General features: G+C 62.5%; 6 protein-coding genes. All 6 read right to left on the bottom strand.

The window, feature by feature from the left end; all coding sequences use genetic code 11:
• Positions 1-15: 15 nt before the first annotated feature.
• From ABJ076_RS09080 to ABJ076_RS09055, 6 genes are read right to left on the bottom strand one after another with little or no spacing between them, the layout of a single operon-like run.
• Positions 16-1,314 carry an aspartate aminotransferase family protein gene (locus tag ABJ076_RS09080; RefSeq protein WP_348195167.1) on the bottom strand — a complete coding sequence of 433 codons (1,299 nt, stop codon included), beginning with the start codon at positions 1,312-1,314 and terminating at the stop codon, positions 16-18.
• Complete coding sequence (locus tag ABJ076_RS09075; protein WP_348195165.1) at positions 1,298-2,443, bottom strand: FkbM family methyltransferase; 1,146 nt, start codon at positions 2,441-2,443, stop codon at positions 1,298-1,300. The genes ABJ076_RS09080 and ABJ076_RS09075 overlap by 17 nt, the downstream gene beginning before the upstream one ends.
• The gene (locus ABJ076_RS09070) at positions 2,440-3,564 is read right to left on the bottom strand and encodes a hypothetical protein (RefSeq protein ID WP_348195164.1); all 1,125 of its coding nucleotides are present in this window, start codon (positions 3,562-3,564) and stop codon (positions 2,440-2,442) included. The genes ABJ076_RS09075 and ABJ076_RS09070 overlap by 4 nt, the downstream gene beginning before the upstream one ends.
• Positions 3,565-3,593: 29 nt before the next feature.
• Positions 3,594-4,352, bottom strand: a complete 759-nt coding sequence (locus ABJ076_RS09065) for an alpha/beta fold hydrolase (RefSeq protein ID WP_348195162.1) — start codon at positions 4,350-4,352, stop codon at positions 3,594-3,596.
• Positions 4,349-7,003, bottom strand: a complete 2,655-nt coding sequence (locus ABJ076_RS09060) for an amino acid adenylation domain-containing protein (protein ID WP_348195160.1) — start codon at positions 7,001-7,003, stop codon at positions 4,349-4,351. Before ABJ076_RS09060 ends, ABJ076_RS09065 begins: the two co-directional genes overlap by 4 nt.
• A gap of 10 nt (positions 7,004-7,013) precedes the next feature.
• Positions 7,014-13,196 carry an amino acid adenylation domain-containing protein gene (locus ABJ076_RS09055; RefSeq protein WP_348202658.1) on the bottom strand — a complete coding sequence of 2,061 codons (6,183 nt, stop codon included), beginning with the start codon at positions 13,194-13,196 and terminating at the stop codon, positions 7,014-7,016.
• Positions 13,197-13,251: the final 55 nt, after the last annotated feature.

The following is a 13,251-nucleotide window of genomic DNA, read 5'->3' as shown; positions in this document are numbered from 1 at the left end:
GGTGGCAATCAGCACCTACGCGGTACGTGCTGTTGCGTGACCGAGGGGTGCTGTTGTTGTGTCTGATGTGCGAATAGGGAGGCGCGCGATCACCTCCTCGATTGTGTCTAGGGCCGCGTTCAAAGCGTCGATGGGGGTGGTCAGAGCCGGCAGGAGTTTCAACACCTGACCGCCGGCACCGCAGGTTTCGGCCATGACGTTGCGCGCGAACAGATCCCGCGACACGGCATCGGCCGTGCCGGCGCCGCGCAAGACCAGACCGCGCATGAAGCCGCGCCCTCGGAGCTCCTCGATATGGTCCGGGCACCGTTCCGCCATTGCCCGCAACCGTGTATCGAGGATCTCGATCTTGTCGGAAACTTCGTTACGGAACCTGTCATCTTCCCAATATTGCAAAGATGCAGAGGCCGCGACAAAAGCCAAGTTGTTGCCTCGAAAAGTCCCGTTATGCTCTCCGACGTTCCAGATATCGAATTCCGGTTCGATCAGAAGCAAAGCCATTGGCAAGCCGATACCGCTGATTGATTTGGAGAGACAGATCAGATCCGGGCGTACGTCAAAGCTTTCAAAGCTGAAGAACGTACCGGTGCGGCCACACCCGGCCTGGATATCGTCGACGATCAGCAGGGCACCGCAGCGATCGGCGATGGCTCTCAGCCGGCGCAGCCACGCACAGGTCGCGGCGCGCAAGCCGCCTTCTCCCTGAATGGTTTCAACCAGTATACAGGCGGGTGCGTCGATGCCGCTGCTGGGATCGTCCAGAGAGCGTTCCAGAAAGTCGAGACCATCTCCCGGCAGGTAGCCGTCATAGGGCACCCGGACCACGTTGGACAGGAGATGCGCGGATGCCGCCCGGCTGTTGCGATTGGACGTCGCCGACAACGCCCCGAGGGTCATGCCGTGAAATCCGCCGGTAAAGGCTATGACTGTCGACCGCCCGGTGACTTTTCGTGCCAGCTTGAGAGCGGCTTCCACGGCGTTCGTGCCGGTCGGACCGGTGAACATCACGCGATGCCGGAGCCCGCTCCTGTCGAGGATGATACGCTTGAAACGGCGAAGAAATTCGTCCTTCGCGCTGGTGTGAAGATCCATTGCCTGAACCACGCCGTCATCCCGTAGATAATCCAGCACCGCATTCTTCATGATGGGATTGTTGTGCCCGTAATTCAGGGCGCCGCATCCCATCAGAAGATCTGTGACCTTGCGACCGTCTTCCGTTATCAGCTCGTGACCGACGGCCTTGGTAAAAGTGGCGGGGAAGCTTCGGCAGTAGCTTCGAACCTGGGATTCAGCGGCTTCAAAAATATCGTTCATCGACCTTCTCCCTGAGAGATTTTCCCGATCTGGTGGCGCTTTCCTCTTTAGGCTTCACGGCGTGGAAGTCCTGACCGATACAGAAAAATTCCCCTCTCCCGGTCATTTCTAGACGCGGCACCTGCATGCTCAGCTCGAAATCCCGTGCCAGGAGTTTCGGCAGCCATTGGTCTTCCGATGTCGACCAGGGGCCGTAATGAAATTCTCCCAGAATCCATGTTGCATCAGAGAGCACAGCCTGTGCCGGTTTCAGGCCGAATTCGCCTCCTTCGATGTCCAGTTTGAGGCCGTAGCTACTGGCCTCGCCGACGAGTTCGACCAGCCCGATGGCATCGACTTCTGCGGTCGGCGCGTTCGTCAGAGTGATCACGGTGGAATTCATCATGCTGGTCGCGTCTGGACCGTCCACCAGGCTGGCGATGGTGGCAGTCCCGGACTCGGCCGCGAGAACTTTGCCGATTGTCCGATGTCTGATGTGTGTCGCGTTGAGGCCAAGCGTCACGCTCATCGCCCGAAAGTTAGCCGGATTTGGCTCGACCGCGACGATGTCGGCCTTCGGGTAGCAGCTGTTCAGATAGATCGAGGAGAGGCCAACAAATGCGCCGAGATCGAAGATCGTGTCGACTGGTTGGGGATTGTGCGCGTAGTTCAGGCGCAGGAAGACCTCGAAGAGGTTGGCATATGCCATCCAGTCGGGCGGCATATCGATCTGGTAGAGGCGTTCGTTGAGGGTGACGGCGAGGCGCTGGGTGCGGAGCCTGAAATCACCTGATTGGCGCGCTGCGGCTGCGGCTGCGGCAACGGCAATGAGCCAGTCCCGTGTCTCGTCGTTTGCCGCGAGGGTTTGGATCTGGTTTGCCGATTCGCTCAGACCGTTCATCAGTGCGTTCTGATCCTGCCGGACGATCGCGCGCGCTTCCCTCACTTGCCGGGTGTCCAGCCGTCCGATCTGTCTCAGAATGTCGTCGTCGCTATCCCCCATTTCGGAGCGTTGCCCGTATTGGACCAGAGAGGCGGCGAGGTCGCCCGCCGACATGCATGAGGCGATCCGCCGGAACATGTCGTGGAAGCGTTTTGCCGGATGGGCCGGGTCCGCGCGGCAGAGGGTGCAGTCGCAGACCTCGCTCATCGGCTGGCATTCCTCTTGCCGGCATCCTTGGCAAGCGCGGCAAGATCGGACGCCATTGCCTCGAACAGCTCTCGCCAGCTCCCGCCTCTCATCTGCCGGTAGACAGTCGCCGAAGGGAACCACGGTGTGCGGTCGCCCTCAAGGCCCCAGCGCCAGTCGGGCATGGACGGTGTCGCGACCCATACCGGCACTCCCATTGCGCCTGCTAGGTTTGCGACGACGGTGTCGATCGTTATCACCAGATCCAGTCCCGCGATTGCCGCCGCCGTATTTGCGAAACCCTTGATCCGGTCGCTCAGATCCTCGACTTCCATTCCCTCGGGCGGAGGCATTAGTTGGGCGGATGGCGCGCCGAATTGCAGACTGTAGAGGCGCACGTCCGGAACGCAGGCGAGGGGGGCCATTTCGGCAAGCGAGGTGCTGCGGGACCCACCCTCCCAATGGGTGGCGGTTGTGGCCCAGACAAGGCCCACTTTCAGCCCGTCACCCGAAAGCTTAAGTAGAGCGGAGGCATGAAGATAGGGGCCATCCCACATCCTGCCGCGCGCGATGCCGAAATGTGCTGCCAGCTCCGCTGTCTGCACATGGAAGTCGCAATCCGTGACCTCGGTCTCAAGGGGCAGGACTCGGGAGACCCCGCGGAGAGTACGGAAGAGATCCACGAGCCCGGGACGGCATTGCATTGTGATCTCGGTCCTGTAGGTGCTGGCAAGCATGGGCAGGAAGCGGGCATAAAGGATGTCGTCGCCAAGGCCGCCGCCCCAGGCGACGATCCGGCGTCCTTCCAGCGGCTCGCCTTGCCAGCGCGGAACCGGGTAAAGCGGTGGACCGAAGGCGTTGGCCTTGCAGCAATCGAGTAACAATTGGCCGCCTCTCCCGGCATCGCCTGCCAGCAGGTGAAGGCGGATAAGCAGGGCGGCCGAGGCTTCGCTGTGATCCTCTATCGCTTCCAGCCTGGCGATGGCGTTGCCGTACTCTCCGCGCTGGGCGGCGATCATGGCGCCCAGCTGCTGGATCGGTTTGAAGCCCGCCGCATATGCGGCATCCGCGTGACTGGCGGCGGCATCCAGATTCCTGTCTTCGAATGCAGCATAGGCCAGTGCGGCGTCACGATTGCTCATATCTGTTTCCCTCCCTTTCCGTGATTCTGTCAGTGCAGATGCGGTCGGAGTGTCCGCTCCACCGTTTCCAGCAATGCGTCCGTCTGGCTTTGCAGAAAGAAATGATCGCCAGGGAACATCTCCACATTCACCGGCGCGCTGGTGGTCTCCTGCCAGGCCTGCAGTCCGGCCTGGTCGACCTCTTCATCCCGGTCGCCTCCGAACACCTTTATGGGGCAGTTCAATCTGGTCTGCGGGACACGACGGTAGGTCTCGCTCATCTCGAAATCGCTCCGCAACAGCGGCAGGATCATCGACAAGAGTTCGGGCTCTGCCAGCACCGAGGCCGGTGTGCCATTGAGGCTACGCAACCGCTCGCAGAAGTCCGTATCGGAGAGGTGATAGCTCTCGGGTCGCGAAAGCGGCAGGTGAGGTGCCCTCTGGCCGGAGACGATCAGTTGCGCCGGAGCGCGATGCTCTTCGGTCAGCGCGCGGGACAGCTCGTAGGAGAGGAAGGCACCCATGGAGTGACCGAAGAATGCGACACTCCGGTCGAAGTAGGGGCGAAGCCGGTCCAGTAGAACGGGCAGGAGTTGTCCGACCTGCCGGAATGGCGTCTCGGCGATCCGGTCCTCGCGCCCCGGAAGCTGGATGGCGCAGACCTCAATGCTGTCCGGCAGCACGCGCCCCCAGTTCTTGAAGATGGAAGCGCCACCGCCTGCATAGGGCAGGCAGAAGAGCCGGAGCCGTGCTGCCGGGTTCGGTTTTGAGCAGCGGATCCAGGGGTCTGTTCTTGCCGTCGCGTTCATCGCATTCTCCGGTCGTTTTCGAATGTCAGGGCTGTGTCGGATGCTTGTAGGATCTTCATGAGAAGCGCTGCATTGCCGCTGTAATGCGGCTCAAGCAGCATGTCGCCGTGATCGCCGTGGCCGTCGTGCCGATGGAAGGTGCCGCGGGTCACTTCCGCCCATGCCGGTTTGCTGGCGATCAGAGTTCCCGCTTCGTCGCGATGTTCGTCCTCGCCCGTTGGGCTGCTGATCAGGTGGATGTCGGCGTTGATCGGCGCATCCTCTTTGATGGAGGAGAGGAAGGCGTAGTAGCGCCGGACGCGGCGCTGGATTTTGTCTCTCAGGATGCTGCTGGAGACGATTTCGGCCACGCCATCCGCGTCCAGAACTGCACTGGTCAGCCGGTCTGCCTCTTCTTCGGGAAAGTCGAAGCAGCGCATAAAGCGCGAGGCGTCCAGCATGACGATGGCGCTGACGAGCCTGCCGCGCCGCTCCAGTTCCTGCGCCACGTGAAAGGCGAGATTGCCGCCGCCTGAATAGCCGAACAGCAGATGCGGGCCGTCTGGATCGCGCTCCGCGATCTGGTCCGCATAATCGGTGATCCGCGTTTCCGCCTCGATGAAATTGAAGGCCTGGAGGTCGAACCCGGCAAGGTCTTCTCCCAGACGGCCATAGCTGAGGGCATCCGTGGTGCCTGGCGGCAGGGCGAAGAGCGGTTGCCCACCGGGCTCCGGGCTCAGCCGCACGCATTGCTGATCGATGGAGGTATTTCCGAACGCAGCTGCATCCAGCACGGCCCCGGCCAGTTGACGTATTGTCGGATGCGTAAAAATGGACGTCAGCGGCAGGGTGACTCCGAACTGTTTTTCCATCACCGAGACCATTTTTGCGGCCATCAGGCTGTGCCCGCCGAGGGCGAAGAAATCGTCGTGCGCACCGATGGGGGAGAGGCCGAGCAGCTCCTCCCAGATCATCGCGAGTGCAGCTTCCGTTTCGCCTGATGGCGGCTCGGGCGAGCTATCGTTCACATCCGGGTGCGTGGTTGGCGGCGGCAGGGCCCCACGGTCGATCTTGCCATTCGGATTGAGGGGGAGTGTGTCGACCCGGATCAGGTGGGTAGGCACCATGAAATCCGGCAACGTCGCCCGGAGATGCGCGCGCAGCGCGGGCTCGTCAATCTCATCCGTCTCTTCTGCGGCAGTATAATGCGCGATCAGCACACGCCGGTCTTCCTTGGCGGCCGCTTTGCCCGCATCCCATGCCTGCGCAACCGCCCCGGTGATGCCCGGAAACTGATGAAGCGCGGTCTCGATCTCGCCGGGTTCTATGCGAAAGCCCCGGATCTTGAGCTGGTCGTCCATACGGCCGAGAAAATCGATGGAGCCGTCACCGCGCCAGCATGCCAGGTCACCGGTGCGGTAAAGTCGCTCCCCGGCGCGTTCAATGCTGGCGATAGGATCGGCGACAAAGCGTTCGGCGGTCAAAGCGGGATCGTTCCAGTAGCCGAGTGCCAGGCCGTCGCCCCCGACATAAAGCTCTCCTGCTATACCGGGCGGGAGCAACCGCATTTCCTCGTCCAGAATGTATGCCGTCGAGTTGGAAATGGGCGGTCCGATGGGAATTGCGCCGCGATAGTCGCCGGGACGGATTCGGAAGCAGCAGGAAAAGGTTGTGTTCTCGGTCGGCCCATAACCGTTGATCAGGTGGCAGGCCGGAAGCGCCTCCAGGGCTTTCTTGACATGTGGAACGGAGAGCGCCTCGCCTCCGACTAGAAGCTGGCGGAGCGGTTTCAGGCTCTGTGGGTATTCATCGATCATCACGTTGAACAGTCCGCCGGTAAGCCAGAGTGTCGTGATCCCCTCGCGCGCGATTACGCCGCCCAGATCGGCTAGACTCTGCTTTCCAGGTGGTGCCAGGGCCAGCCGGGCACCGTTCAGCAGCGGCCCCCAGATCTCGAAGGTAGCGGCGTCGAAAGAGATTGGGGCGTATTGCAGGAAGACCTGATCGGTGCCGAAATCGGCGTATTCTGCTCCCCGGACCAGCCGAATAATCCCTCGTTGCGGCACCGCAACCGCTTTTGGGCGGCCGGTCGAGCCGGAGGTGTACATGATATAGGCGAGTCGCCCTCCGGCACCGTCACTTGTCGTCGGCGGTAACGGGGCATCAGGCTCGCGCGCGATCTCGGGTCCGGCCTGGTCCAGCAGAATCCGCTGAACAGTGTTCTTTGGCAAATTCGCGGAACAGTCCGTGTGTGTGACGAGGGCCGCTGCGCCGGAATGCTCCAGCATGAAGTGGAGTCTGTCTGCCGGATAGTCCGGATCGAGCGGGAGATAGGCGGCGCCCGCTTTCAGGATTGCCAGCAGCGTGACGATCAGGTCTGGCGATCGGTTGAGGCACACAGCGATCAGCGCTCCGTCGCTGAGCCGAGGGGCGTCTCTCAGATAATGCGCCAGACGGTTGGACTGCCGGTCCAGGTCGTCATAGGACAAGGACTGTTCGCCGAAGCTGACGGCTGTCGCGCCGGGGCGGGCGGTTGCCTGTTCTGCGAACAAGTCGGCCACAGTGCTGTCGCTCGGATAGTCCCGGGTTGTCTGGTTGAAGCGGTTGATGAGGGCTGTGACATCATCCGTGTCGCCGGTTTGCTCGATCAGGCTGAAGCTCGAAAGTTTCATACTCGTCCTCTCATGCCGCGCCGGCCGCGACGGCTTCGGCGAACCGGTTCAGGGAGTTCAGGTAACGTTCGGCGGCTTCCGCTGTGAACAGGCCAGCGTCATATTCGAGGGTCAGCTCAAGCTGCGACCCGCGTTCCGCGACCAGAAGCATCAGCTCGACCTTGGCGAACGGGAAGGTGAGATCGAGTTGTCTTGCCTCCGGTCCGTCTGGTGAGCTGGACGGCTCGCCGTCGCCGATATTGACGTCCGTCGCGTTTTGGAAGGCATAGATGACATTGACCGGGGCTCGACCTGGACCTGTCTTCCGATTGCTGAGAATCAGGTCGTAGGGGTAATCCTGATGGTCCAGGGCGGAGGTAATGGTCTGCGTTACCCGATCGAGCAATGCGTCAAAATCCATATCGGCGGAGATCTCTGTGCGCAGCGGTAGCAGGTTCACGAACGCGCCGAGGAGGGGCTCCAGCTCTGGCCGCCCGCGATTGGCAACCGCCATACCGACGCAGATGTCCTCCTGTCGCGTGAGCTGGAACAGGAACAGTTTGAAAATGGCGAGGAGGGTGCTTGCAGGCGTGGTGCCCCTCGCGCGGGAGAGGGCGCGCAATGCCTTGGTGCATTCCTCCGAGAGTTCCAGGCCGACCCGCTCCCCCTTTCGTGCGTCGCCGGCGTTTTGCGCGATATCGCGGGGCAGCCGCAGCGGACCGTCGAGACCGTCGAGCTGTGCCGTCCAATAGCGGGCATCGTCGGTCCGGTCGCGCGCGTCCTGCAGAACAGCGTAGTCACGGTACTGGATCTCTAGGGGTGGGAGTGCGCTCCGTGTGCCAGAAAAGGCAGCGTCGTAAAGTGCTAGGAGTTCGCGATAGAAGATTTGCATGGACCACCCATCTCCGATGATGTGATGCATCACGAGTACGAATACGGTGGGGCCGCTATCCCGGGTGATAAGGGTGACGCGGAACAGCGGTGCTTGGTTAAGGGCAAAGCGCGTCCGGTTCAGCTCCGCGACGATTGCGTGAGTTTGCGCGTCGACATCTTCTGCATCTCCCAGATTAATGGACGTGAGCGGCGCATCGATGACGTCCAGAACCTGCTGGCGCGGCTCGCCATCCACGTCGACGAAGACGGTGCGGAGAATTTCATGCCGGTCGATCAGCTGCTCCAGTGCGCGGCGCAGGGCATTCGCGTCGATCTGCTGTTTAAGCTCGAAAGCCGCAGGCATGTTGTAACGGGCATCCCCTGCCAGCCTGTCTTCGAGCCAGAACCGCTTCTGAGCATGGGAGAGCGGATAGTTTTCCTGTTTCGGCGTGGCCCGGATTGGCTCGTAAGCTGCCCCACCAATGTTGCCGACATGCGATGCCAGCGCAGCGATGGTCGGGTTCTTCAGCAGCAGGCCGACGGGTAGTTGATGGCCGAAGGCCTGATTGATGCGGGCGACGACTTGCAGGGCTTTCAGACTGTGCCCGCCGAGCGCGAAGAAATCGTCGTCCGTGGCGATATTGTCGACCCCGAGAACTTCCTGCCAGATCTCAACGAGTCTCCGTTCCACCTCGCTGGCCGGGGCCGCTCCGCCGCGATCTGGTGCGGTGCGGGCTTCGGGCTTCGGCAGGGCTGCATGGTCGGTCTTGCCGTTGCGGGTAAGTGGAATCCGCTCTATCGGAAGGAAAAGTGCCGGAACCATATAGGAGGGCAGCTGCGATGCCGCCCAGTCCCTGATTTCCGGTGTCGCCTCACTGTCTGCGACAACGTATGCGACGATCCGGCCTTCTTCTTGTTGCGCGATGACAGCGACCTGTCGGACTGCCTTGTGCTGGCTCAGCGTTGCCTCGATCTCGCCGATCTCGATACGGTAGCCGCGGAGCTTGACCTGTTTGTCCATGCGGCCGAGATACTCGAGACTGCCATCCGCCCGCCGTCGTGCGAGGTCGCCGCTGCGGTAGAGCCGCTGAGCGGTGCCTTCCACAGTGCGCTCGATAAAGCGCTCGGCAGTCAGTTCGGGACGGTTGAGATAGCCGCGTGCGAGTCCCGCTCCGCCGACATGGATCTCACCGGCCACGCCTATCGGTACCGGCTCGCCGCGCCGGTCCAGCAGATGTAGATCCAGGTCGCGGAGCGGCGTTCCGATCAGGCTCGCCGTGCTGCTGCAATCCGCTTCGGTCAGTGGGCACCAGGTGACATGCACAGTGGTTTCGGTGATCCCGTACATATTGACGAGCCTGGGCTCCTGCTCGCCATAGAGCGTGAACCAGGGCTTCAGGCCCGGAAGGTCCAGAGCTTCGCCGCCGAAGATCACGAGCCGGAGCGACAGTGTCCGCCCGCGCTCCACAGCCTCTGGGATGAGGTGCCGGAAGGCCGACGGTGTCTGGTTGAGAACCGTGACGCTTTCACGTTCCAGCAGCGTGTGGAAAGCAGCGGGATCGCGCCGTACCTCATCGGGAACCACGATTAGATGTCCGCCATGCAGCAGGGCTCCCCAGACCTCCCAAACCGAGAAATCGAAGGCGACGGAATGAAACATGGTCCAGACATCGTCGGCCGAGAAAGAACAGTCAGGCTGGGTTGCGTCGAACAGGCGCAGCACATTTGCGTGGCTCACCATGACGCCCTTGGGCTGGCCGGTGGAACCGGACGTATAGATCACGTAAGCCATGTTATCCGGCTGGACTGGAGCCGGATCGACGGGCGCTGCGGTCTCCGTCAGGTCGTCCAGATAAAGGCGGGGTAGCTCTTGCGCGGGGCAAATTTCCGAAAGGGCCCGTTCCGCGACCAGGGCGACCGCGCCCGCATCCCGTAGCATGAATTCAACACGCGCAGGCGGTGTCGCCGGGTCGATTGGCAGATAAGCCGCGCCCGATTTCACGATGCCGAGCAAGCCGGCGACGAGATCGACGGAGCGTTCCGCAAGCAGGCCGACCAGACGGTCCGGACCGGCGCCGAGAGCGGAAAGGCGCCGGGCGATATAGTCCGCTCTCGCATCGAGTTCCGAGTAGCTGAGTGATTCCCCGGCGCAGGTAACAGCGGGCCGGTCGGCATATTGCGCGACTTGTGCTGCGAAACGTTCAGTCAGTGTTTCTGAGACGGGCAGCTGGCAGCGAGCACGTCCAGCCTCCCAGAGTTCTTGGCGCTCCGCGTCGGTAAGGATGCCGATCCCATCCAGCGGCTGTTTCGGATCCGCCGAGATCAGGCCGCGCAGGGCTGTGCTGAGAAAGGCGAAGATTCGGTCTATCTCGTCAGTCGCGAATTGTCCTCCGTCGTAGCCGACGCGCAGGCGAATTTCGTCGCCATAGGCTGCCGCTATGAGGGTGAGCGGGTAGTTGGTATGGTCGATGGCGCGGCCGCCGGAGAATTGCGTGTTTTCGCCTTCACCCGTCGGCAGGTCGGGATCTAGCGGGTAGTTTTCGAAGACAAGCAGGCTGTTGAACAGGGCTGCGCCGTGCGGCACCGCGCTGTCATGCTGGATCTCGGCCAGGGGCACGAAGCCGAAGCGGCTGTTTTCCTGGTGCTGTGCCTGCAGCGCGTCCAGCCAGTTGCCGACAGGACGATCCTCGGTCGAAACGCGCATCGGCACCGTGTTGATGAAGAGGCCGACCATGTCCTCGATCCCGGCGAGATCGATATCGCGGCCGGACAGGGTAACGCCGAAAACATTATCGTTCTCGCCGCTGGTCCGGCTCAGTACCAGTGCCCAGCCCGCATTGAAGAGCGTGCTCAGGGTCAGGTGGCGGTGGCGCGCGGTCTCGATCAAGGCGCGGCCGAGCGCGGGCTCGAAGGTGAAGGTTTTTTCGCTCGGCTGCGCGTTTGCGGAACCGTCCGGCGCCTTTGTCCGGGCTCCCGGCAGCGGAGTGGGTGCGTCGAAATCCTCTATAACGTCTCGCCAGTGGGTGCGGGCTGCAGCGTGATCCTGCTCCAGCAGCCAGGCGATGTAGCGCTCGTAGGGCACGGCCGGAGGAAGGTCGGTCGAGCGGGAGCCATAGAACAGCATCAGGTCCCGGAAGAGGATCGGCAGGCTCCAGCCATCCAGCAACATGTGGTGGAAGCCCAGCACGAACTGCCAGTTATCTTCTTTCAGCCGGATCAGCAGGCAGCACAGCAGCGGTGGGCGCGTCAGCTCGAAACCGGCGCCCCGCTCTTCGGCGAGAAGCCGTTCCAGCGCTTCGGTTTGCTCCTCCTCTTTCAGATCGCGCCAGTCCAGATCCCTCCAGGGGAGTGTAACATCACGCCGGACGAACTGCAGAGGTTCTCCGCCGTCCAGCCAGAGTGCAGTGCGCAGGATCGGATGGCGCTCTACCAGCGCATCCCACGCCGCGTGGAAGGCGTCCGGGGTGAACGGGCTGGCGATTTTCCAGGTCAGTTGCTCGAAATAGACCGACCCGCCCGGCTCGTCGGCAAGGCTGTGGAAGGCCATGCCCTGTTGCATCGGGCTTAGCGGATAGAGAGCCGCCACGCCGCGCCCCTGCTGTGCCGCGAGCCGGTCGAGCCGGTCCTGCGCGACGGGGACGAGCGGGAAATCGCTTGCCGTGTAACCGCAGGCCGCTTCGTCGCGGCAGAGCTCCACGAGGGAGCGCAAGGCGTCCTCGAAGCCTTGCGCCAGGCTCTCCATTGTTTCCTGACGATACTGGTGGCTGCTGTAACTCAGCGAGACAGTCAGGGCGCCGTCCGATACCAGCCCGTTGATATCGACCGCGTGCGGCCGCGTTCCGTCGAGACATTGGCTCTCGCCAGCCCCTTCCTCCGCGACAGAGAACAGCCCGGCGCCCGCGTCGGTCTCGAACTGGCCGAGATAATTAAAGGCGATCTCCGCTTCCGGATAATCCTCCGGCGCAGCTCCCGCAAGAGAGCGCCCGATGCCATAGGCCAGCCCCTCACCGGGCACCGCGCGGAGTTGTTCTTTTACCGCCATTAGGCAGGCGGCGAGATCTGTCTGGTCGGGCAGGGTCAGGCACACCGGGTGAATTGCGGTGAACCAGCCGACGGTCTCGCTCAGATCCGGCGCACCCGCCCGTTCCGGACGGCCATGACTCTCAAGCGCGATGGGCCAATCACTCCGCCCGGTCCAGTCAGCCAGCGCCAGCGCCAGCGCCGTCAGCAGCAGGTCGTTGATCCGTGTGCCGAAAGCGCGCGGGGCTTGTTCCAGCAGCGCGGCGGTTGTCTCCCGGTCGATGGCGACCCGGACGTGTTCGGTGTTGTCCCAGCGTGCCGCTCCCGACGGATCGTCCTTCGGCAAGGGTGGTGTCGTCTTCCAACCGCGCCAGTAGGCAGCCTCTTCGGTGCTCTCCGGTGTCCCGGCGAGGCCGTGGAGATAAAGCGCCCAGTCCGGGAAAGATGCCGGGGTCGGCTCAAGAAAGATATCGGCACCCTGCCGGAGCTGGGCGAAGGCATTGTCGAGATCGCCCAGCAGGATGCGCCAGGACACGCCGTCCACTGCGAGATGATGGATACACCAGAGCAGGCGCTGGCCCGATGTCAGCTCGAACAGGACCAGGCGCAGGATCGGACCATTTTCCAGATCGAGGCTGCGTTGCCAATGGGTCGCGCGCTCTGCAAGGGCGTCCGCCTGCGCCTTGGCCGGCAGGTCTCTGAGATCCTCTTCGTGGACGGGTATATCTGCCGCGATCCCGGCCGGTTCCTGAAGCCAGCCTTCGCTGCCGCGCCGGAAACGGAGGCGCAATGCAGCGTGCCGGGCGATGATCGCACTGGCTGCGGCGTGTAATTTTTCTGTCGAGATCCGTTCGTTCGGGCGCAGTAGAAGCGCCTGATTGAAGTGCGACAGATCAGCCAGATCCCAGGAAAAGAACCAGGACTGAACCGGCGTCAGCGGAGCCGGCCCGTCCTGGTTGGTGGTTACTGCTTCCACGGACGGCTCGACCGATGCCGCGTGGGGGGCGAGGGCGGCGACTGTCTGATGCTGGAAAATATCCCGCACTGCCAGGCGGAGTTTGGCCGCCCGTGCTTGTGCAACAATCTGGATGCTTAGGATCGAATCCCCGCCGAGCTCAAAGAAATTGTCGTTCCGGCCGATCCGCTCGCGTCCGAGGACACTGCCCCAGATCACAGCAAGCGCTATTTCCCGGTTTGTACGGGGGGCTTCGTAGGTTTGTGCAATGGGCGCCACCTCCGGCACTGGGAGTGTTTTGCGATCGAGCTTGCCTGTGACGGTGAGGGGCAGGGCATCCAGCACCATCACCTCCGACGGCACCATGTAACTCGGGAGAGCTGTCTGGAGTTCTCGCCGCAGTGTTGCGCTATCGAGACCT

The sequence above is a fragment of the Nisaea sp. genome (assembly GCF_039990255.1).
GTDB lineage: Bacteria > Pseudomonadota > Alphaproteobacteria > Thalassobaculales > Thalassobaculaceae > Nisaea.
This window is presented reverse-complemented; position numbering and strand designations above follow the sequence as displayed.

Bases quoted from the DNA above. Each gene is read 5' to 3' on its own strand.
- ABJ076_RS09080 (WP_348195167.1), bottom strand. From the start codon at position 1,314: ATGAACGATATTTTTGAAGCCGCTGAATCCCAGGTTCGAAGCTACTGC.
- ABJ076_RS09075 (WP_348195165.1), bottom strand. From the start codon at position 2,443: ATGAGCGAGGTCTGCGACTGCACCCTCTGCCGCGCGGACCCGGCCCAT.
- ABJ076_RS09070 (WP_348195164.1), bottom strand. From the start codon at position 3,564: ATGAGCAATCGTGACGCCGCACTGGCCTATGCTGCATTCGAAGACAGG.
- ABJ076_RS09065 (WP_348195162.1), bottom strand. From the start codon at position 4,352: ATGAACGCGACGGCAAGAACAGACCCCTGGATCCGCTGCTCAAAACCG.
- ABJ076_RS09060 (WP_348195160.1), bottom strand. From the start codon at position 7,003: ATGAAACTTTCGAGCTTCAGCCTGATCGAGCAAACCGGCGACACGGAT.
- ABJ076_RS09055 (WP_348202658.1), bottom strand. From the start codon at position 13,196: ATGGTGCCGTCGGAGGTGATGGTGCTGGATGCCCTGCCCCTCACCGTC.